This is a genomic window from Acinetobacter sp. MD2(2019) (assembly GCF_035615615.1).
GTDB lineage: Bacteria > Pseudomonadota > Gammaproteobacteria > Pseudomonadales > Moraxellaceae > Acinetobacter.
The window spans coordinates 32,928-53,223 of record NZ_VTDU01000010.1; the positions used below are offsets into that span (position 1 = coordinate 32,928).

Annotated in this window: 21 protein-coding genes; 8 read left to right on the plus strand and 13 right to left on the minus strand. The window is 41.5% G+C overall.

Annotated elements, in window-relative coordinates; genetic code table 11:
* Window positions 1–142 precede the first annotated feature (142 nt).
* The gene (mrcB, locus tag I2F62_RS07110) at window positions 143–2,527 is read left to right on the plus strand and encodes a penicillin-binding protein 1B (RefSeq protein WP_324626323.1); all 2,385 of its coding nucleotides are present in this window, start codon (window positions 143–145) and stop codon (window positions 2,525–2,527) included.
* A gap of 16 nt (window positions 2,528–2,543) precedes the next feature.
* Window positions 2,544–3,053, plus strand: a complete 510-nt coding sequence (locus I2F62_RS07115) for a tetratricopeptide repeat protein (RefSeq protein WP_324626324.1) — start codon at window positions 2,544–2,546, stop codon at window positions 3,051–3,053.
* Between the two features lie 6 nt (window positions 3,054–3,059).
* On the opposite strand, the gene I2F62_RS07120 is transcribed toward I2F62_RS07115, so the two are convergent.
* Window positions 3,060–3,956: an NUDIX domain-containing protein gene (locus tag I2F62_RS07120; protein WP_324626325.1), complete on the minus strand. Its 897-nt coding sequence runs from the start codon at window positions 3,954–3,956 to the stop codon at window positions 3,060–3,062.
* A gap of 142 nt (window positions 3,957–4,098) precedes the next feature.
* On the opposite strand from I2F62_RS07120, the gene hemP reads away from it, so the two are divergent.
* Window positions 4,099–4,269, plus strand: a complete 171-nt coding sequence (gene hemP / locus I2F62_RS07125; protein WP_324626326.1) for a hemin uptake protein HemP — start codon at window positions 4,099–4,101, stop codon at window positions 4,267–4,269.
* A 91-nt stretch (window positions 4,270–4,360) separates the two neighbouring features.
* Here the strand turns inward: hemP and I2F62_RS07130 are convergent, their stop codons facing one another.
* The gene (locus tag I2F62_RS07130; RefSeq protein WP_324626327.1) at window positions 4,361–6,130 is read right to left on the minus strand and encodes a GspE/PulE family protein; all 1,770 of its coding nucleotides are present in this window, start codon (window positions 6,128–6,130) and stop codon (window positions 4,361–4,363) included.
* A gap of 116 nt (window positions 6,131–6,246) precedes the next feature.
* Window positions 6,247–6,978, minus strand: coding sequence for a tRNA (N6-threonylcarbamoyladenosine(37)-N6)-methyltransferase TrmO (tsaA, locus tag I2F62_RS07135; protein ID WP_324626328.1), 732 nt, complete (start codon window positions 6,976–6,978; stop codon window positions 6,247–6,249).
* Window positions 6,979–7,075: 97 nt separating this feature from the next.
* Here tsaA and I2F62_RS07140 point away from each other — a divergent pair, with 97 nt between their 5' ends.
* The 3 genes from I2F62_RS07140 (at window position 7,076) to nth (ending at window position 9,475) form a co-directional block, all read left to right on the plus strand.
* Window positions 7,076–7,855, plus strand: a complete 780-nt coding sequence (locus I2F62_RS07140; protein WP_324626329.1) for a ferredoxin--NADP reductase — start codon at window positions 7,076–7,078, stop codon at window positions 7,853–7,855.
* Between the two features lie 119 nt (window positions 7,856–7,974).
* On the plus strand, window positions 7,975–8,811 hold the full coding sequence (locus I2F62_RS07145) for an RnfABCDGE type electron transport complex subunit B (protein ID WP_324626330.1): 837 nt from the start codon (window positions 7,975–7,977) through the stop codon (window positions 8,809–8,811).
* A 1-nt stretch (window position 8,812) separates the two neighbouring features.
* Window positions 8,813–9,475, plus strand: coding sequence for an endonuclease III (nth, locus tag I2F62_RS07150; RefSeq protein WP_324626331.1), 663 nt, complete (start codon window positions 8,813–8,815; stop codon window positions 9,473–9,475).
* Window positions 9,476–9,478: 3 nt separating this feature from the next.
* Here nth and I2F62_RS07155 read toward each other — a convergent pair whose 3' ends face one another.
* The 3 genes from I2F62_RS07155 to I2F62_RS07165 all read right to left on the minus strand — a co-directional run bounded on the left by I2F62_RS07155 (window position 9,479) and on the right by I2F62_RS07165 (window position 11,767).
* Window positions 9,479–9,649 carry a hypothetical protein gene (locus tag I2F62_RS07155; RefSeq protein ID WP_324626332.1) on the minus strand — a complete coding sequence of 57 codons (171 nt, stop codon included), beginning with the start codon at window positions 9,647–9,649 and terminating at the stop codon, window positions 9,479–9,481.
* 68 nt (window positions 9,650–9,717) lie between these two features.
* On the minus strand, window positions 9,718–10,377 hold the full coding sequence (gene adk, locus I2F62_RS07160; RefSeq protein ID WP_324626333.1) for an adenylate kinase: 660 nt from the start codon (window positions 10,375–10,377) through the stop codon (window positions 9,718–9,720).
* A 73-nt stretch (window positions 10,378–10,450) separates the two neighbouring features.
* Window positions 10,451–11,767, minus strand: a complete 1,317-nt coding sequence (locus I2F62_RS07165; RefSeq protein ID WP_324626334.1) for a hypothetical protein — start codon at window positions 11,765–11,767, stop codon at window positions 10,451–10,453.
* A 532-nt stretch (window positions 11,768–12,299) separates the two neighbouring features.
* Here I2F62_RS07165 and mrdA point away from each other — a divergent pair.
* A complete protein-coding gene (mrdA, locus tag I2F62_RS07170; RefSeq protein ID WP_324626335.1) occupies window positions 12,300–14,336 on the plus strand; it encodes a penicillin-binding protein 2 in 2,037 nt (678 codons plus the stop codon).
* Window positions 14,337–14,341: 5 nt separating this feature from the next.
* Window positions 14,342–14,890 carry a 16S rRNA (guanine(966)-N(2))-methyltransferase RsmD gene (rsmD, locus tag I2F62_RS07175; RefSeq protein WP_324626336.1) on the plus strand — a complete coding sequence of 183 codons (549 nt, stop codon included), beginning with the start codon at window positions 14,342–14,344 and terminating at the stop codon, window positions 14,888–14,890.
* A 2-nt stretch (window positions 14,891–14,892) separates the two neighbouring features.
* On the opposite strand, the gene I2F62_RS07180 is transcribed toward rsmD, so the two are convergent.
* The 7 genes from I2F62_RS07180 to ureC all read right to left on the minus strand — a co-directional run bounded on the left by I2F62_RS07180 (window position 14,893) and on the right by ureC (window position 20,282).
* The gene (locus I2F62_RS07180) at window positions 14,893–15,138 is read right to left on the minus strand and encodes a hypothetical protein (protein WP_324626337.1); all 246 of its coding nucleotides are present in this window, start codon (window positions 15,136–15,138) and stop codon (window positions 14,893–14,895) included.
* 170 nt (window positions 15,139–15,308) lie between these two features.
* Window positions 15,309–15,884 (minus strand): HupE/UreJ family protein, encoded by a 576-nt coding sequence (locus tag I2F62_RS07185; protein WP_420713738.1) that lies wholly within the window; start codon window positions 15,882–15,884, stop codon window positions 15,309–15,311.
* A gap of 16 nt (window positions 15,885–15,900) precedes the next feature.
* Window positions 15,901–16,515 carry an urease accessory protein UreG gene (ureG, locus tag I2F62_RS07190; RefSeq protein WP_324626338.1) on the minus strand — a complete coding sequence of 205 codons (615 nt, stop codon included), beginning with the start codon at window positions 16,513–16,515 and terminating at the stop codon, window positions 15,901–15,903.
* A 33-nt stretch (window positions 16,516–16,548) separates the two neighbouring features.
* On the minus strand, window positions 16,549–17,214 hold the full coding sequence (locus I2F62_RS07195) for an urease accessory protein UreF (protein ID WP_324626339.1): 666 nt from the start codon (window positions 17,212–17,214) through the stop codon (window positions 16,549–16,551).
* Window positions 17,201–17,683, minus strand: a complete 483-nt coding sequence (gene ureE / locus I2F62_RS07200) for an urease accessory protein UreE (RefSeq protein ID WP_324626340.1) — start codon at window positions 17,681–17,683, stop codon at window positions 17,201–17,203. The genes I2F62_RS07195 and ureE overlap by 14 nt, the downstream gene beginning before the upstream one ends.
* Window positions 17,684–17,704: 21 nt before the next feature.
* On the minus strand, window positions 17,705–18,568 hold the full coding sequence (locus tag I2F62_RS07205) for a DUF2971 domain-containing protein (RefSeq protein WP_324626341.1): 864 nt from the start codon (window positions 18,566–18,568) through the stop codon (window positions 17,705–17,707).
* A gap of 13 nt (window positions 18,569–18,581) precedes the next feature.
* The gene (ureC, locus tag I2F62_RS07210) at window positions 18,582–20,282 is read right to left on the minus strand and encodes an urease subunit alpha (RefSeq protein WP_324626342.1); all 1,701 of its coding nucleotides are present in this window, start codon (window positions 20,280–20,282) and stop codon (window positions 18,582–18,584) included.
* Window positions 20,283–20,296: the final 14 nt, after the last annotated feature.

The following is a 20,296-nucleotide window of genomic DNA, read 5'->3' on the forward strand; positions in this document are numbered from 1 at the left end:
AGTTGTTTTTAAAAGCCCGTAAAGCGTTTGATTGATCTATATTTTTGTACAGATTTTTGCATTCGGATACGAATAATCATTGTAAATTTTAAAAAAACTTCGCATGATTAGACCGTTTATCTCGGATAGCTTATCACTTTTTATGAAGTCACAACGCGGTCTTAGCATTTTTGCGCTTATTTTTTCCATTTTGGTTATTGGCGGTTTTCTTGCGTTTAGTTTTTATTTAGTACGTTTAGACAACACGATTCGAACCAAATTTGAAGGTCAGCGCTGGGATATTCCAGCCAAAGTATATGCACGCCCACTCGAAGTGTATAACCAAGCCGCGGTGAGTGAAGCGGACTTTTTAGCCGAATTAAATTTACTTGGTTATAAACGTGCCGAGAATTACACGCATCCCGGCACATTTATGATGAATGGTAATACCTTGTTTGTGCATACGCGCGGTTTTGACTTCGGCGACAGCACTGAACCTGAGCAAGTATTAAATATTCAATTCGCTCAAGACAGTATTGTCAATGTACAAACGACCAAGCCGAACAGTAGCGGAATGACTCGTTTAGAGCCTTTATTGATTGGTGGTATTTACCCACAACACAATGAAGACCGCGTTTTAATTAAACTCAAAAATGTGCCAAAGCCGTTAATCGAAGCATTGATTTCCACCGAAGATCGTAATTTTTATCATCATCATGGGGTATCTATCCGAGGTACCGCACGCGCCATTATGAGTAATATTACCGGTGGTAAACGCCAAGGTGGTTCAACCCTAACCCAACAATTGGTTAAAAATTTCTTTTTATCGCCAGAACAGACCTATAAGCGTAAAGCCAATGAAGCCTTAATGGCGCTGTTACTAGAAATGCACTACAGCAAAGATGAAATTTTAGAAGCGTATTTAAATGAAGTGCATTTGGGCCAAAACGGAAATTATTCAATTAATGGTTATGGTTTAGCTGCGCAGTTCTATTTTGGCTTACCGCTGCGTGAACTGAATATTGCCCAACAAGCCTATTTAGTCGGCTTAGTGCAAGGTCCGTCTTTATATAACCCTTGGCGCAATCCAGAAGGCGCGCTCAACCGCCGCAATACTGTTTTGCATAACATGCTGGTGATGAACTACATCACGCAAGCGCAATATGAAACAGAAAGTGCGCGTCCATTAGGTGTGGTGGAAAAACCAACGGTTGGCCCGACTCGCTTCCCAGACTTTATGGATATTGTGCGTCGCCAATTGCGTAGTGAATATCAAGACTCTGACTTAACCAACCAAGGGCTACGTATTTTTACAACCTTAGACCCAGTGGCGCAAACCAAAGCGCAAAATGCCTTTAAGCAAACCGTAGATAATTTAAGTAAATCGAATCCGCGTGCTTTAAGCAACTTGCAAGGTGCAGTTCTTATCCAACGCCCAGACAATGGTGAATTGGTTGCAGCAATTGGTTCAACGCAAAACTTTACCGGATTTAACCGAACTTTAGATGCAAAACGCCAAGTGGGTTCGTTACTCAAACCTGCCATTTATTTAAATGCGATTGAATCTGGTCGATACACTTGGGCATCGTTAGTGCAAGATACTGAAATTAATATTCCAAGTAACGGGAAAGGTTGGACACCGAAAAACTATAGCGGTGGTGGTCATGGCATGGTACCGATGGTACAAGCGCTGGAACACTCGTATAACCTTGCAGCAGTGCATTTGGGTCAAGAGTTTGGCGTACCCGCCTTTAGTAATCAGCTACGCAAATTTGGTGTGACCAGTCCAATTCCTGCCTATCCTTCAGTGTTCTTAGGCGCTGTAAATATGTCGCCTATGGAAGTGCTTGGCATTTATAACAACTTTGCAACCGGTGGCTTTAAATATCCAACCAAAGCAATTCGTACTGTGGTCGATCAAAATGGTAAAAGCCTTGATCATTATGGTTTAGATGTTCAACAAACCATTAATCCGGCCAGTGCCTATATTTTAAGTTACGGCTTACAACAAGTCATGAACTCTGGTACCGGACAAGCGGCATATCGTAGCTTACCTTCTAGCTTAAAATTGGCTGGTAAATCGGGAACAACCAACGATACTCGCGATTCATGGTTTGCAGGTTTCTCAGGTAACTATTTAACGGTGGTCTGGTTAGGTCGCGATGACAATAAAGTGACAGGTTTAACAGGCTCTTCTGGCGCGCTTCCGGTATGGATTAGCGTGATGAAGCAATTGCATCAACAGCCGGTAAATATTAAACAACCAAGTGATGTGCAATGGCAATGGATTGATTCTGCCAGTGGTAACCTTTCAGCCCAAGGCTGTGCGGGTGCAATGTATATTCCACTATTGGCATCGCAAGTACCGAATCATTCAACCAACTGTGCTTTACCGGGCTACCAAATTGATCCAGATTCAGAAAATGGTGCTTCTGCCCCAGCAACCTCTCAACCGGATGCCATTGAAGACCTGATTCACGAGAGTAACTCGAACAGTCAGCCGCCTTCACGTGTCATTTCAAGTGGCAGTTACGACAGCACCAACTAAGTTTAGGAGACAATAGATGCGTTTAAAATTTATTTTAGGTCTAAGTATCAGTACGGTATTGGTTGGCTGTAATAGCTTATCCACTCAAAAAGTGCCTACGCCTACAGCCAAATCGACCACATCTGAAGCAACTGAAAAGAAACCCGTCAATGGCGTGACCACCACGCCTTATAATCCGGGTGAAATTAAACGTACCCCTGTTTCCCCAACCGTGATTGCGCCCAAACAAGTGCCACCAAAACAAGACGATGGCGCACAACTGCCTGCCTATAAGCAAATTATCGGTAAAGCACAAACCGCGCTGTCGCAAAAAAAGTATGCTGAAGCAGAACGTTTTGCCACACAAGCACAGCGAATTTCACCGCAAGCCGCGCAAAGTTATGTGGTCTTAGCACAAAGTGCGCTGTCGCAGCAAAAGTACGCTCAAGCCAAATCATTAGCTCTGCGTGGCTTAAGCCTGAGCTCAGACAATGCCACGCAAGCACAATTGTCACAGATTCAACAACAAGCCAATGCCGGTAAATAGCAGCATTTAAAACGCTGAAACACCTGCAACACCATAAAATCCATAGTGCTGCGCCTGTGGTAATGTTTCAGGGCGCATGCCACCTAAAGCAAATACGGGTAAATGGATATTTTGCAGTACCTGCTGTGCATACTGCCAACCCAAAGCTTGCGTATTAGGATGGCTTGGCGTGGCTAGAATCGGGCTAAATAGCATGGCTTCACAGCCAATGGACTGTGCGTGCTTGAGGCTCTCTTCATTGTGACAAGCAGCGATATAACGCTGACCGACCACTAAATCTCCCTTGGTTTTTTGCATCAATTGCGAATGTTTTAAATGAATTGCTGCAAGTTTTAAATTGGGCTGCGCGAAGGTTTTCCAATGCGCTTCATTTAAAATCAGTTGTGCGTGTTTCGTCGGTGGCATATTCATAACTGCCTGTGTTTCGGCATCCGTCCATTGCTCGGGACGAAAATAAAATAGCGTTGAAGCCTCTACGTGGTCTAACTCTGCAATGTGCTGACTCACCTTTAAATCAGTCGGCCAAGATAGGCGCTCGATAATCTCCGCATTGGCTTTAGGAAAGTTTAAATGCTGTAATTCTTTGCGTTCGTACCACTGCCACGGTTGTTTCACCTGCTGCGCTTGCTCGGCATCAAGCACTGCAAAAAACACATGCAGGCGTACAACCACATCGGCATAGTCATGTTCAATCCATTCAAAAGGATGCCACAATTGAATATCGACACCCACTTCTTCTAAAATTTCCCGGCGACACGCCTGTACCGCAGATTCACCTGGCTCAAGCTTGCCACCAGGAAATTCATACTTATTTCCTTGGTGCTGCTTGGCTTCACGCCAACCGACTAAAACTTGGCGCTGTGAAAAAATTAAACCTATTGCCACTTCAACTAGTGCTTTCAAGCGATCAATCCTGTCTTGATTTTATTTGCCATAGTGTACGTGTTACAAAGTTTTTTATAAATTCTAAAAATTTACATTGACAGCTTTATTCGATAATGATTATCATTTATTTCGTTAGATACACACCACGGAGAACGCTAACATGAACGCACCTTTTAACTTTTTTACCCGTAATACAGAAGCTACTCAATCGTTACCTATGCTACATTCTAATAACTTATTTGCATTAGGTCGTGAAATTCGCATTATGCATGCTGGAGAAGAATACCGTTTACGCTTAACCCGCAATAATCGTCTTATTCTAACTAAATAATCCACGCGCTATCTGGTGTTCAATATAAAAATAAACGTGGAAAAAAGCAGCAAAATATTGCTGCTTTTCTTTTGTTAAACCTTAGAAAAAACTAAATTAACGGAACAACCCGCAGAACTTCTTCTAAAGAAGTTGCTCCTGCTAAAATTTGCCGTGCGCCCGCAATTCTTAAAGGTTCCACACCTTCAACTTTGGCCTGATGACGCAGTTGCGCCAAAGGTGCATTGTCGCTGACCAATTGTTTTAGCTGTAAGCTTAACGGCATAAATTCATATAGGCCGACACGACCTTTATAGCCTGTAGAACGACAATGTTCACACCCCACCGGAACGTAGGTTTTTTCAGGCATCACCACGCCATAATCGGCCGTTAATGTCTTCCATTGATGTTCATCGGTTGGTGCTTCTTGCTTACACTCTGAACATAAACGGCGAACCAAACGCTGTGCTAGCACGCCCAGTAAAGTCGCAGCAGATAAGAACGGTTGTACGCCTAAGTCATGTAAACGCGTTAAGCTCGATGGGGCATCGTTGGTGTGGAGTGTAGATAAAACCAAATGTCCAGTTAATGCCGCCTGAATTGCCATATCTGCGGTGTCTCGGTCTCGAATCTCCCCTACCATCACAATGTCTGGATCTTGTCGCATTAAGGCACGAATACCATCGGCAAAGGTTAAATCGATATTATGATTGACCTGCATTTGGTTGAAACTCGGTTCAATCATCTCGATGGGGTCTTCAATGGTACAGACATTGACTTGCTCAGTGGCCAATTGCTTCAGTGATGAATACAAAGTGGTGGTTTTACCCGAACCGGTTGGACCCGTCACCAAAATAATGCCATGACTATTTTGAGTAATGTCATTCCATTTTTTGAGTAAGCTTTCGTCAAATCCAAGTTGGGAAAAACTACGTACCAATACATCTGGGTCAAAAATACGCAGCACCATTTTTTCGCCAAATGCAGTCGGCATAGTGGCTAAACGCAGTTCAGTTTCCGCGCCTTTGGGAGTACGGGTTTTAATCCTGCCGTCTTGAGGTTTACGTTTTTCGGCAACGTTCATTCGACCTAAAATTTTAATCCGCGCAATCACCGCATTTAAGGTATTTGTAGGCATGTTATAAATGGTATGTAAAACGCCATCTATACGAAAACGCACCTTACTTTTGTCGCGGCGTGGCTCTAAATGAATGTCGCTTGCGCCTTGTTCAAAGGCAAATTGGAACACCCAATCGACCAATTTGACAATATGCTGGTCGTTGGCATCGGGGTTTTGCAAATCGCCTAATTGCAATAAAGCTTCAACATTTGCCGTATCGCCCATCAACTCACTTTTCGATGAATGAACCGCACGACTAACTTGATAATATTCCACCAAATAACGCTGAAATTGTTCAGGATTTAACAAAACGCGTTTAATTTTTTTCGGTTTAACACTTTGTTCTAAATGCCCCAACCAATCTTTCATAAACGGTTGGTCTGTACCAACAATCACCTCAGAATCGGTAATAGCAACGGCTAAAATACGATTATGTGATGCAAAATCTTGCGGCATAATTGCAGTTAAAGATGGCACATCGGCTTTCAGCGGATCGATACGAAAAAAAGGCATACCCGATTTATCTGCCAGCCACTCGCACAGTGCTCTTAAATTTAATGCTTGTGCTGAATGTAAATCTTTTAAATTAAAATGCGCAATCCATTGCAAAGGATGCCACATTAATTGTGCGCGACTGCGTTGTGTCGCAAGCACTAATGCACGGTCTCGCTCGGAGATTTTTTTATCTTCAAGCAACTGGTCGACACACCATGTTAAATCAAGCATAAAAGAGAATTGATCTAATCTGTGCATTGCGGTCATATCCTTTTCCTCAGAAAATCCTTAAACATTTTGAAGCAGTAGCCTAGCAGCTTAAAATTACAATTTAGATAAAAATAAAGTATTAACCTTAAAAAAATCTTTAGAGCAACAGAAAATTAGATTCCGCGTTGTTCCAATTGAATTTCGCTAATTAAAATATCACTTTCTTGAACAAAAAAATGAATATTAAATTCGCCAAAACGTAAGCCATATCGCCGTTCGGGATCATTTTGATACGCCGGTCGCGGATCGAGTGCTAGGATTTGTTCTAATTCATTTAAGCGTTGTTGCGATAAAAGATTTTGCGCTAAAAATTCATGCTGCTGTGCCAACGCCTGCGCCTGCCAATGCACTGTTTTTAACACCGGTGCTTGCGCGGCATAACTACTTTGTGCATCTAAAATGGCATCAGAATACGCAATATAAGGTTTAATATCGACAATTGGAGTGGCATCGAGCAAATCACTGCCGACCACATACACACGCAGTTGCCCTTGTTCACGCACAATACGTTTTAATTTAACTACCGATAAACCAATCGGCGCGGGTCGATACATACTGCGCGTGGCAAATACACCAATTTTTTCATTGCCCCCCAAACGCGGTGGACGCACTTGCGCACGAAACGCTTGTTTATCTTGCGCTTTATTCTGATGAAACTGCCACAACAACCAAATATGGCTGAAGGCATTTAAACCCTCAAAGGCGTGTTCAGTATCGTACGGTGGCTGCATTTCGATATAACTTTCGACTTCAACCAGATTCGGTTGCCGAGGAATACCAAATTTTTCTTTATAGGGAGAACGCATCACCCCAACAATTGGGATGCTTATCGAATCATTCATCATTATTTCTGATAAAGACAATTAAATATATTCAGTTTATAGGTTATAATTTTAGATTAAAATACCCATCAATTTATTATTCGCACTTGAGATTTTTCGAATGGCTGCTTTTAACGTTGAACGTATCACCGATGTTCACCACTGGAATGACACTTTATTTAGTTTTAAAACCACGCGTGACCAAAGCTTACGTTTCAAAAATGGTCAATTCGTCATGATCGGCCTAGAAGTCAATGGCAAACCATTAATGCGTGCGTATTCTATCGCTAGCGCAAATTATGAAGAAGAACTCGAATTCTTCTCAATTAAAGTACAAGATGGCCCATTAACTTCAATTTTACAAAAAGTTCAAGTCGGCGATGAAATCTTAATTTCGAAAAAACCAACAGGTACTTTGGTTTTAGACGATTTATTGCCAGGTAAAAATTTATATTTATTGTCTTCTGGGACAGGGCTTGCACCCTTTTTATCGGTAATTCGTGACCCAGAAACTTACGAGCGTTTTGAAAAAGTGATTGTGGTACACGGCACACGCTTTGTCAGTGAACTAGCCTATCAAGATTTAATCTTAAATGAATTGCCAAACAACGAATTTTTCGAAGAATTAGGCATTAAAGAAAAATTAGTGTACTACCCAACCGTAACCCGTGAAGATTTCCACACCCAAGGTCGTGTGACTACAGCCATTGAAACTGGGGCAATTTTTGAAAAAATTGGTTTGCCACGTTTTAACCCTGAAACAGACCGCGCCATGTTATGTGGTAGCCCATCGTTCTTAAAAGATGTGGCGGCATTGCTTGACCAACATGGTTTAAAAGAATCTCCGCGTATGGGTGAAATGGGCGATTACGTGATTGAGCGTGCCTTTGTAGAAAAATAATTTTCTTATTCATTAATCAAAAAGCTGACCATAGGTTGGCTTTTTGCATTTTAGGCGATTTAACCAGCAAAACATAAGTCCAGTTTGCATTTGTGGTAGACTATCGCCTTAGCATATCTGTGCTTTCATTTTCTCTCCCTTTTGTTTTAGTTAGTAGCCAAATGAGTTCAAATTTTTCTCTCATCCAGCAAATTGATGCATTATTACCTCAAACCCAATGTGGTTTATGTGGACACCGCGATGGCTGCTTGCCGTATGCGAAGTCAATCACCCAAGGGGAAGAGGCCAATAAATGCGTGCCGGGCGGACAGCCTGTGGCAGATGCGTTGGCAACTTTACTCAAGCGCCCCAAACTTATTGCAGAAGCGAGTGTATGGCCGACTCAAGCAGATGGTCGCCCACAACGTATGAAAGCAATAATTCGTGAAGATGAATGCATTGGCTGCACCAAATGTATTAGTGCCTGCCCTGTCGACGCCATTATTGGTAGCGGTAAATTAATGCATACGGTGTTAACCGATTTGTGTACAGGCTGTGAACTCTGCATCCCACCTTGCCCTGTGGACTGTATCGATTTAATTGCCGACACAAAACCGATTCCAAATTTTACCCAGCAAAACGAACAACAAGACGATTTACGTTATCGCTATTACGCGCATATTCAGCGCGAAGAACAACGCCGTAGCGTACGCAAAGGGCCAATTGTTCGTGCAGAAATTGATACTGAATTTTTTGCCGAGTTTTCACAATTTTTAAATGCTGTACCCACTATTCAATTGGCAGAAAAAGCACAAGCGACCAACGTTACACTCGATGCTAAAGCAACGATTCATCTGGCGAAATTGCGCACTCAAATTAAAAAATTAGAAAAACAACTTTCAGTGCGAGATGATCTCATCAAACGCCAGCAATTAAATAGCTTACAAGCCGAACTCGAACAATTACAAGGCGCTTAATATGCACAGCAAAAACATGACCAAAAAGCAGATTCACATCTTTTTTGAACGTTTACGTGAGCAGCGTCCGCATCCTGAAACTGAATTGAATTATTCTTCAGCGTTTGAATTATTGATTGCGGTCATGCTTTCTGCACAGGCGACCGATATTAGCGTAAACAAAGCCACCGATAAGCTATTTCCTGTTGCAAACACAGCACAGCAAATTTTCGAATTAGGTGTAGACAATTTAAAAAATTATATTAAAACCATTGGCTTATATAATTCAAAAGCTGAAAATGTCATTAAAACTTGCCAAATTTTATTAGCGCAGCATCAAGGTGAAGTGCCCAACAATCGTAAAGATTTAGAAGCGCTACCCGGCGTAGGGCGAAAAACCGCCAACGTGGTACTAAATACCGCTTTTGGTCAACCCACCATGGCGGTGGATACACATATTTTTAGATTAGGTAACCGCACCGGTTTGGCTGTGGGGAAAAATGTATTAGAAGTAGAACACCGATTAATTAAAGTCATTCCCAAAGAATTTATATTAGATGCACACCATTGGCTGATTTTGCATGGACGTTATTGTTGTATTGCGCGTAAACCCAAATGTGGTGAATGTGTGGTGTCCGATGTGTGCAATTGGCCTGAACGGTTTGAATTTGGTGCCAAAAAATAAGCGCTATTTTTGCTGCTGTTTCAATTTTGGATGCAACTGACGTGGACGTGGATGTTTAGGTAATGCTGCATTTTGTCTTTGCACATCATTCAACAGGCGTTTACTTTGACGCACTAAAACCAATAGCAAAACAATACTCATCACAACCAAAGCAATTAACGCAATTTTTAACATATTCGTTTCCATAGAAAAAGAGCCCTAAATCGGTTTAGGACTCTTTTAGTTTAAATTTTAAAACGCAATTATTTTGATTGGTCTAAAATTTTGAATAAATCAACTTGAACTTCATCAATTGGGCGTAAACCATTCAATTTGTCATAGCTTGGTGCATTTTCACCAGAAGCCGCACGACCTTGATAGAAGCCAACCAATTGTTCTGTTTCATTATGGTAAGAACCTAAACGCTTACGAATCGTTGCTTCTTGGTCATCTGGGCGTTGCACAAGGTCTTCGCCTGTCACATCGTCTTTACCTTCTACTTTAGGTGGATTATATACCGTATGGTATACGCGACCAGAAGCAGGATGCTGGCGACGACCAGACAAACGTTGTACGATTTCTTCATCAGGTACGTCAATTTCAATCACATGATTGATATGAATACCTTCGTTTTCCAATGCCTCTGCTTGAGGAATGGTACGAGGAAAACCATCAAAAATACAGCCATTGACACAATCAGGCTGTGCAATGCGCTCTTTTACTAGACCAATAATGAGGTCATCCGAGACCAAACCACCTGCATCCATGACACTTTTAGCTTTAAGGCCTAGTTCAGTACCTTCACGAATTGCAGCACGGAGCATATCACCGGTTGAAATTTGTGGGATATCATAGCGCTTACAGATCAACTGAGCTTGCGTACCTTTACCTGCTCCAGGTGGTCCGAGTAAAATAATGCGCATTTAATAAATCCTCATCTATAGTAAAACAGTCTTAACGTTATTTAGCTTTTAAATAGCGAATAAAGGTTAAGCCTTATAAAAAAGCAACGAACAAATGTATTGTACCAGCAATAAAGCCTGTCACCCCACCCAATATAATTAAAATCCACTCGTCCTCTTTAAACGCGGGACGTAATAGATTTTGAAATTCATCTGGTGTTAATTCACGAATACGATCGCGAAACATTTGAAAAATTTTACGGGCACGACTTGCATTAAATGCAGGATCACAGACAGGCACCATCGTAATTTCAATTGAACGGTCAATCAAGTCTGTTTTTAACCGAGCATACTCTTTTGGCCCCAAAGACAATTGTAATGTTGTCCGAACCAAAGGCGTATCCATAATTTGATTAACATGTTGTTTGACAATACGACGTGTTTTGTCTTTATGAAGACCATACATCATTTCAGTCATAATGGTTTTAACAGTAATTAACTCTTCAGTCACTACTTTAGCAAACACATCAGACACTTCATCTTGGCGCTTCATAAATGCCCCTTGGATATTATACGTGCCTATGCGCGGAATAACAGGCACAATCCATGGGAATTTATGATTTTTCGTGCGTCTAAAAAACTGTGGATAGCGAACATAATGCGGGTAGATGGGATTAAACACCATCCAAATTGCAATCCAATTGGTGAGTAAGCCCCAAATAGATGCCCAAAATGGAACAGTCCAATGCCAAGGTACCAAAAACCAAACCACCATTTGGAATAAACCAAATACACAACCAATTAAGGCACTAATGTGCCAAATAAAATTAATTTCTTTTTGGCCCACTTTTAAAAACATGCGCACCATTAAACGCCGGTCGCCTTCCATTTGGCTCACCACCATTTCACGCATATCGACAAGCGACTCAACATTGCTGCTTAATTCAGTGACTAAATGTTCAAGTACATTCGGTAGTTGTTTATGGCCTTGGTCGTAAATACGACGGCGAATAGAATATGGAATATTTTCCCAAAGCACCGCATTGCGCTCTAACATAATTTCATCAATTAAACTTTCTAAGTCTTGATTGATTTGCTCACCAATCATTCCTGCCATTTCTTCAGGATTCATGGCTTCTAAAAATTCGCTGAGTGAACCAATTTTTTTTAAGGTGTTATCGGTAATGATGCCTGAAATTCGACCGGCTTTACGCGGAACAATGCCCTGCCAACCAATGGGAATATTGCCTAAATGCACGCCCCAAAAATGAATGGGGAAAAAAACCATTTTGAGTGCCATCCACACATGCGCCCACGTCACAAATGCCGTGACAGGAATAATACTGATAATCGCCCAATGGTCTGGACGACTCAGAAAAACTTGCCACAAGTGACTAATATATTCCAGCATGTAGTGCTCTCGGTTTTAGGTTTTTATACAACAAGATTTGCTATTTTGAACCAATACAATATCTTGAAGTATACCAAAATTGTATTTTATATTGGGATTTATTGGCAAAAATGCTCATAAAAAAATCACCTTCCAAAATTTATGAAAGGTGATTCAAAACCGATTGAATCGTACTCGCAGATATAAAAATACGACCAAACTGAAGTTTTGTTGCAACTCAAGCCCAATCCTCAAGTCGCATTTCGCGGTTTTAGCCAATCAACTTAGCAAATTTTTAAAGCTCAGAACCATGAAAACTGCGATAAAAATCAAAAACAATCAGAACGTCTAAGCAAAAATTTAATATATTGCTGCAATTAAATTGAAAAGATGATTCCATGCAATAAAACTGTTTGAAATTATGCACTCATGCAAGCGATCAGATTAAGCAGACAACTTTTACGCAGAATATAAAAAATACTGCTTCATTCATTGGCCGCATGAGTTAAAATAATCCGCTTTTCAAGCCCAACTATAGATTGATGAACTGACTATGAAGCAACATTTTCCTCTTAAGAATGTTCAGCAAGAGAAACGTCTCTTCCGCAGTCGCATCTTTATTGCGATTGGGCTTGTTGTGTTGTGTTTTAGTGCGCTCATTGCACGTTATGTGTATTTGCAAATTTTTCATCATCAAGAATTCTCTACAGCCTCTGACAACAACCGAATTCGCTTACAACCGCTTGCCCCTGCGCGCGGCTATATTTATGACCGTAATGGCATTTTATTGGCAGACAACTACCCTGTTTTTACCGCAACCTTAACCAAAGCCGATGTTGAAGATATCGACTCTACGGTAAAGGCGCTCATGCCAATTTTGGATTTAACTGAAGATGATGTCGACCGTTTTAACAGCCGAATTAAAACAGCCAAAAAAACTGAACGGGTTACCTTAAAATTAAACTTAAATGAAAGCGAAATTGCCAAATTTAGTGAAGTGAAATACAAGTTCCCTGGGGTAAAAATTGAAACGCAAATGACGCGTTATTACCCTTACGGCGAATTATTTGCCCATGTGATTGGTTATGTTGGACGCATTAACGATAAAGAATTAAAAACCATTAATAAAGATGTTTATGCCGGAACCAACCTAATTGGTAAAATTGGGGTGGAAAAATCCTATGAAGATTTGCTGCACGGCACACCGGGAAATGAGTCGGTTGAAGCCGATGCGCATGGTAATGTGCTGCGTTATTTAGGGCGTAAAGATCCGGCACGCGGTAACGACCTTTATCTTTCGTTAGATTATGGATTGCAAACCGTTGCCTCAGAACAACTTGCAGGTCGCCGAGGCGCTATTGTGGCGATGGACCCAAATACTGGTGAAATTTTAGCGATGGTTTCAAGCCCAAGCTTTAACCCTAACCTATTTGTTTCAGGCATTAGCAGTAAAGATTATTCAGGCTTGCGCGACAACCTCGATCAACCGTTATATAACCGCGCCTTGCAAGGGGTTTACCCACCCGGCTCAACCATTAAACCGGTTGAAGGTTTAGGTGGTATTAATTACGGCGTGATTGACTGGTCTACCAAAATTAGTGACCCAGGTTATTTCCACTTACCCGGCGACTCGCACAAATTCCGTGACTGGAAAAAAACGGGGCATGGTATTGTCGATTTGAACAAAGCCATTCAAGAATCTTGCGACACTTATTTCTATATTTTGGCCAGTCAAATGGGCATCGAACATATGAATGAGTGGATGCGCCAATTCGGCTTTGGTTCTAAAACAGGCATTGATTTACCGAACGAAAGTAGTGGGCTTTATCCAAGTCCTGAATGGAAAATGCGTACCCGTAAAAGCAAATGGTTACGTGGTGAAACCATTTCCGTCAGTATTGGTCAAGGTGCATTTACTGCAACGCCAATTCAATTGGCGATGGCAACCTCAATTGTGTCTAACCAAGGAAATCACGTTGTTCCGCACGTTTTAAGCAATACCAAGGGTTCTAAACCATTCCCTATTCGTAATGCGCCCGATGGTCGTGTCACATTTACCGGCACTGAAAACGACTGGCTGAAAATGCGTGAAGCGATGGTGAATGTAATTAATTCGGGAACTGGACGCGGTATTCGCACCAGTGCTTACCAAATTGCTGGTAAAACAGGTACCGCACAGGTGAAAAGTATTGCACAAGGTAAAAAGTATAACGAATCGATTTTAACCGAGCGTCAACTCGACCACGGTTTATTTGTTGGTTTTGCCCCTGCCGATAATCCACAAATTGCCATTGCAGTCATTTTAGAAAATGGTCGACACGGTGGTGCTGCGGCACAATTAGCACGTCCTGTTTTTGACTATTGGATGGTGAAACGAAAAAATAATCCTATTCGCCCAATGGTGCACCAAGTGACAGGCAGCTTAATGACCGCAGGCATTCAACCGGGACAACTTCCGAGTGGACAAAGCATTTTACAGCCATCAACCAATGCTGCGGTCAATAAAGAAAAGAAAGCGACGAAGCCACAAAGCAGCGCGTCAGCCCCATCCACAAGCAACAGCGCTTCCCAAGCCGATATTAGTGAATAATCCATATGAAAAATCAATTACGTATTATTGGCGGTGAGTGGAAACGACGTGTTTTACCGTTTGCCAGTGTAGAAGGCTTACGCCCAACCCCAGACCGCGTACGGGAAACCTTATTTAACTGGTTGATGTGGGATGTGCAAAATGCGGTGGTTTTGGATATTTGTACTGGTTCGGGGGCTTTAGGATTTGAGGCATTATCTCGCGGGGCGCGCGAACTGGTGATGATTGAACCTGACCCCAATCAGGCCGCTTTTTTAAAGCAAAATATGAAATTACTGAATATTCAAAACTGTAAATTATTTTTAAAACCAGCCGAAGCTGTTTTACCCAGCTTAACCCAACAATTTGATTTAGTGTTTTTAGATCCGCCCTACAGTTTAAATTTATGGCATAGCTTGGCGCATTTGGCCGATGAAAAAATTAAAGCCAACGGTTTAATTTATGTCGAGGCAAACCAAAATTTACAACAACTTGGACTGCCTTCTTCTTGGCAACTGATCAAACAAACCAAAGCAGGAACGGTACAGGCCGGCTTGTTTCAAAAACAAATTTAGTCTTATTCGGTTAAATCTTCAGATTCATCGGGACGATCATCTCGGCAAAAATCGTCTAAGCACTGCTCACGGCGGGTTCGTACCGGTTGATGTTCCTGCCCGTCATCATCGTGATAACCATTTTTCACTTGTATGGCTAATGGCAAACTCAAGCTAAATTTTTGAATGTTATGCGCATGCGATGGTGTCACAACAATACATCCACTCAACGCAACGATGCAGAGTAAATAGCTGATCAAGTGTCGCATAAAAAAGCTCTTGCACTTAAAGTTGTTGTATTTTTTAAACTCAAACTATGAAGATTGATGCAAGATTGTGTGAAGAAAATAAAGCCATCGATTATGATTATATGATTGGCGCTTGGTGATGTGAACCAAGCGCCTTTTTATACGGTGATAGAAAATTACCTAATTAAAAATTAAGCTAAACCTAAAAATCCAACAACAGCCACCATTGTTGCTACAATTTTACGCCCTTGCTGAGGTAAAACACGTTGTAATACAGCCGCTAAACCTAAGCCAAGCACATATAAAATAGCCATCGCACTGACCATACCGAGCATTAATGCTGCCCAATGTCCGTGTCCACCCAGTTCTGTGCCGTGTGCCATGCCATGAAATACGGCTAAGCTTACAGTAGCCATTGGTAAGCTGCGCTCTTGTTTGCGCCATAAGCCGTAAGCCAAAAATAATAATGAAGCCACAATGCCATATTCTGCCACATTTGCACTTAACCAATGCTGCGTACCAACAGCAAAACCGAACATAAGCGCAAAGCCGAGTCCAAGTAATCCATTGAATTGCCAGCGCTGATTGGCTTTATAAAGTAAAACACCCAAACCCACCGCCATAGACATATGGTCTAAGCCTGTAAATGGATGAAAAAATCCACTCAAAAAGCCCAGTTCTGGAAACTCATGCCCTGGATGTGCCATTGCCAACATCGGGATACTTGCCAACAATGCAACGAGCATTTTCTGATTCATTTTTTGCATCATTCTCTCCTCAAACTTAAGCTTTGAATAAACCTTGTTTTTCAATGAATTCAATAATTTTACTTAAACCATCTTCGGTTTTCATATTTGAAAAAAGAAACGGTTTTTCGCCGCGCATGCGTTTGGCATCTTGATCCATGACATCCAAATTGGCACCCACCATTGGCGCAAGGTCGGTTTTATTAATAATGAGTAAATCGGATTTAGTAATACCCGGTCCGCCTTTACGTGGAATTTTTTCACCACCGCCCACATCAATCACATAGAGGGTTAAATCTGACAATTCAGGGCTAAACGTTGCAGCCAAATTATCCCCCCCACTTTCAATAATAATGAGCTCTAAACCTGCAAACTTTTCACATAAATCGTCAATTGCAGCCAAGTTAATCGAGGCATCTTCACGAATAGCAGTGTGTGGACAGCCGCCAGTTTCTACCCCAACAATGCGCTCGGGGTCCATGGCTTCATTGCGAGTTAAGAAGTTTGAGTCTTCTTTGGTGTAAATATCGTTGGTAACCACAGCCATATTGTATTTATCACGCAGCGCACGACATAAGTTTAAGGTTAATGCCGTTTTACCTGAACCGACTGGCCCGCCAATACCTACGCGTAAAGGGCTACGTTGTGTCATGTGAGTTGTTCCTTTTCTATATTTTAAGTTCAATTACGATCGGAATAATCTTGAATATTGGGTTTCATGTTGCATGCTTAACATTGCGTAATGCGGCAAGGCACTGCTTAAATCATCGTCACCAATGTGCATGGCTCGTTCGATGGCATCGGGCAATAAACCATGTAAATGCCATAAAATGCGCTGTCCCGCCATTTGTCCTAAAGGTACGGTTTTTACCGCAGCCAACACCTGATTTTCTAAAACCGTAAAACTATAAGCAGTTAAAGCATCTTGAATATTTAGTTGTAACCGCCCACAAAGCTCGGCATAAACTGGAACAAAACCGTGTTGTTTTTTTACCGCAACTGGCATTTGTAACACATCTTTTATCCATGCATTTAATGAAAATGCCAATTGCTGCGATTCAGCCAACAGCTCTTTACTTTCTCGGCTGGCTTTGTATAAATCTGCCCAATAAGTAAACTGCTCGGCATCATCAAAATGTTCAATTAAGCGTTTTAACACCGGCAATTCAAAGCGCAATAACAACAATTCAAGAACATCTTCAAAATACCCTTTACTGCTGTGTTCATCTTGGATGAGACCCATTTGAATGGCGCTTTCAACCCCTTGCGAATAACAATATGCCCCGACAGGTAATGCAGTCGAAGACAGGGTTAATAGTTTTAACAGCTGCCCCGCATTAGTGATGGACATGATGCAAAGCCTTAATCGGGCTGAGGCGATGATCGTGGCTATGCTGCGCATACGCACCACTTTCGGGTTCAAATGGATGCTCGACCTCTTCAATAAATAACCCTAAGCCTATAATCATTTCTGCTAACACGTGGTCAGGTTCAAAATAAACTGCCGCAGGCGTTAGCATCAATGGCACATGACGATTTCCCAAATGATACGCAGCTTTTAATAAGTCAAAGCCATGCTGCGCAGTCACTTGCATTAAATGTTCAGGCTTGGCATCTATACGTAATACATCGCCTTCTGCCGTTGCAATAAATGAGCCACTGCGCAAAATCCCTGTACGTGGCAAATCGACACCAATATCTGTTCCATTGGCAAGCGTGGCACGAAAGCGTGATTTCTGACGAGTATCAAAACTCAACTCAAGTACTTCAAACATCTGATTTTTTTTAATATCATCAAGACGTTGGGTATAGATTTTCATAAAATACTCTCTATCTAAAAATTATCCTGCAAGAAAATCTTTCATAGTTTTTGAACTTTGACCAATAATTGGATGACCAGGAACAAATAAATTGAAAGAATTTTTCATCAATTGTGCTTGATAAAACTTTAGTTCTAAGTCATGTTCATTATTAAATTCCTCGATAACCTTAATTACTTCTTTTCTGTTATTCGAATCTTTCTCTAATTTTGCTCCTAAAACTACTGAGGAAATACAAATCGGTGGAATAGCCTTTAGAAGAGTTTGAAAATTATTTGAATCGTAATCCCAAGACAAGACTCTAAACTCTTTCTCATAAGACCATTCCTTTGATTTTGTCAAATATAAATGGCTAACTAGCTCAAGCATTTGATTGCCATTCAAATTTTCAAAATAATTTTTTGAATTGATAAGTACCTGAGGAAAATTATTAGTATATTTGACTGCCAAAAAATTTAGACAACTTGGAACAGGCGCAATAAATGGGTGTGGAATCCTAAATTCGACTAAAAAACCTTTATGACTATCAGCATAGTGTGACCACATTAATATACTTAATGGATCATTATTAAAACATGTGACACTTAATTTTGATGCAAGATTAAATTGCATTTTTTCTGAAATTTCTAGACTTCTATTAGTTTTATCTTCACTCTCAAAAATGATATCTGCAACACAATCAAAAGGATCATTAAAAAACTTAGGTGGTGTAAACTTAAGCAAACATTTTTTAAAAATATCTAATACTTTTAAGTCTTGGTCAAAAGAAACATGCTTATAAATATAATAAAATTTATCATCACATTTAATATCATAAAACTGACGAAAATATTCCTCCTGACTAATTTCAGGAAGAATCTTGTCAATAGCTGTAACTATATCCATATATTATGCCATTCTAAAACAAGAAATAACGCTGTGCCATCGGCAAAATATCAGCCGGTTCACAAGTGAGCAAATCACCATCGGCACGGACTTCATAGGTTTCAGGATGAACATCCATGACTGGACAATAGCTATTGTGCTTCATATCCGCCTTGGTGATATTACGGGTATTTTGACAAGGGCTAATCATTTTTTTCAGTTGTAGCTGTTCTGCCACGCCATTTTCAATCGCCACTTTTGACAAGAACGTAATACACGTGCGATGCACCCCGCGTGGGAAAGCCCCAAACATTGGACGATAATGCACCGGTTGTGGCGTTGGAATGGAGGCATTAATGTCGCCCATGGGTGCAGCCGCAATCATGCCACCTTTAATAATCATGGATGGTTTAACGCCAAAAAATGCCGGTTTCCACAGCACTAAATCGGCCAGTTTACCTTCTTCAACCGAACCCACTTCATGGCTAATACCGTGGGTAATGGCAGGATTAATGGTATATTTGGCGATATAACGCTTCACGCGCTGGTTGTCATGCGTGGCTGCATCACCAGCTAAAACACCGCGTTGCACTTTCATTTTATGCGCAGTTTGCCAAGTGCGAATAATCACTTCGCCCACGCGCCCCATGGCTTGTGAGTCGGAAGACATCATGGCAATTGCGCCTAAATCTTGCAAAATGTCTTCTGCTGCAATGGTTTCACGGCGAATACGACTTTCGGCAAAGGCCACATCTTCTGAAATTGCTGGGTCTAAATGGTGACAGACCATCAGCATATCCAAATGTTCATCAATGGTATTGACGGTATATGGACGGGTTGGGTTGGTCGAAGACGGCAAAACATTGGCTTGACCAATCGCCTTTAAAATATCCGGTGCATGTCCACCGCCCGCACCTTCGGTGTGATAAGTATGAATGGTACGATTTTTAAAAGCGGCTAAGGTTTCTTCTAAAAAACCACTTTCGTTTAAGGTATCGGTATGAATGGCGACTTGCACATCAAATTCATCGGCCACACTTAAACAGTTATCAATGGCTGCGGGCGTTGAACCCCAATCTTCATGCAGTTTTAAGCCCACCACACCGGCTTTAATTTGCTCGCGTAGCGGATTCGGTAAACTTAAATTACCTTTGCCCAATAAACCAATATTCATCGGTAAATCATCAATCGACTGTAGCATTGTCCCGATATGCCAAGGGCCCGGTGTGACAGTCGTTGCAGATGTGCCTGCTGCTGGGCCTGTACCGCCACCAATCATGGTGGTGACGCCGGACATAAGTGCGGTTTCAACTTGTTGCGGGCAAATCCAATGAATATGCGTGTCAACACCTCCTGCGGTGAGAATCTGCCCTTCACCTGCAATCACTTCGGTGGCGGCGCCCAGCGGAATAGTTACATTGGGCTGAATGTCGGGATTACCCGCTTTACCAATTTTCCAAATGCGACCATTTTTTAAACCCACATCGGCTTTAATAATGCCCCACCAATCAATAATGAGTGCATTGGTAATTACAGTATCGGCAACTTCATCTGCCAATAATTGCGATTGTCCCATGCCATCTCGAATGACTTTACCGCCACCAAATTTGACTTCTTCGCCATAGGTAGTAAGGTCTTGTTCAACTTCAATAAATAGTTCGGTATCGGCTAAACGAACACGATCACCCACTGTTGGGCCAAACATTTCTGCGTATGCACGACGTGACATTTTCATAATAAAAAACCTTC

What these genes read in the sequence shown, in the direction of transcription:
- ureC (WP_324626342.1), bottom strand. Translation starts at nt 20,282, where the DNA reads ATGAAAATGTCACGTCGTGCATACGCAGAAATGTTTGGCCCAACAGTG.
- I2F62_RS07155 (WP_324626332.1), bottom strand. Translation starts at nt 9,649, where the DNA reads ATGTTAAAAATTGCGTTAATTGCTTTGGTTGTGATGAGTATTGTTTTG.
- I2F62_RS07185 (WP_420713738.1), bottom strand. Translation starts at nt 15,884, where the DNA reads ATGCAAAAAATGAATCAGAAAATGCTCGTTGCATTGTTGGCAAGTATC.
- I2F62_RS07180 (WP_324626337.1), bottom strand. Translation starts at nt 15,138, where the DNA reads ATGCGACACTTGATCAGCTATTTACTCTGCATCGTTGCGTTGAGTGGA.
- mrcB (WP_324626323.1), top strand. Translation starts at nt 143, where the DNA reads ATGAAGTCACAACGCGGTCTTAGCATTTTTGCGCTTATTTTTTCCATT.
- rsmD (WP_324626336.1), top strand. Translation starts at nt 14,342, where the DNA reads ATGAAAAATCAATTACGTATTATTGGCGGTGAGTGGAAACGACGTGTT.
- I2F62_RS07205 (WP_324626341.1), bottom strand. Translation starts at nt 18,568, where the DNA reads ATGGATATAGTTACAGCTATTGACAAGATTCTTCCTGAAATTAGTCAG.
- I2F62_RS07140 (WP_324626329.1), top strand. Translation starts at nt 7,076, where the DNA reads ATGGCTGCTTTTAACGTTGAACGTATCACCGATGTTCACCACTGGAAT.
- I2F62_RS07195 (WP_324626339.1), bottom strand. Translation starts at nt 17,214, where the DNA reads ATGTCCATCACTAATGCGGGGCAGCTGTTAAAACTATTAACCCTGTCT.
- nth (WP_324626331.1), top strand. Translation starts at nt 8,813, where the DNA reads ATGCACAGCAAAAACATGACCAAAAAGCAGATTCACATCTTTTTTGAA.
- ureG (WP_324626338.1), bottom strand. Translation starts at nt 16,515, where the DNA reads ATGACACAACGTAGCCCTTTACGCGTAGGTATTGGCGGGCCAGTCGGT.
- tsaA (WP_324626328.1), bottom strand. Translation starts at nt 6,978, where the DNA reads ATGATGAATGATTCGATAAGCATCCCAATTGTTGGGGTGATGCGTTCT.
- adk (WP_324626333.1), bottom strand. Translation starts at nt 10,377, where the DNA reads ATGCGCATTATTTTACTCGGACCACCTGGAGCAGGTAAAGGTACGCAA.
- hemP (WP_324626326.1), top strand. Translation starts at nt 4,099, where the DNA reads ATGAACGCACCTTTTAACTTTTTTACCCGTAATACAGAAGCTACTCAA.
- mrdA (WP_324626335.1), top strand. Translation starts at nt 12,300, where the DNA reads ATGAAGCAACATTTTCCTCTTAAGAATGTTCAGCAAGAGAAACGTCTC.
- I2F62_RS07165 (WP_324626334.1), bottom strand. Translation starts at nt 11,767, where the DNA reads ATGCTGGAATATATTAGTCACTTGTGGCAAGTTTTTCTGAGTCGTCCA.
- I2F62_RS07130 (WP_324626327.1), bottom strand. Translation starts at nt 6,130, where the DNA reads ATGACCGCAATGCACAGATTAGATCAATTCTCTTTTATGCTTGATTTA.
- I2F62_RS07115 (WP_324626324.1), top strand. Translation starts at nt 2,544, where the DNA reads ATGCGTTTAAAATTTATTTTAGGTCTAAGTATCAGTACGGTATTGGTT.
- ureE (WP_324626340.1), bottom strand. Translation starts at nt 17,683, where the DNA reads ATGAAAATCTATACCCAACGTCTTGATGATATTAAAAAAAATCAGATG.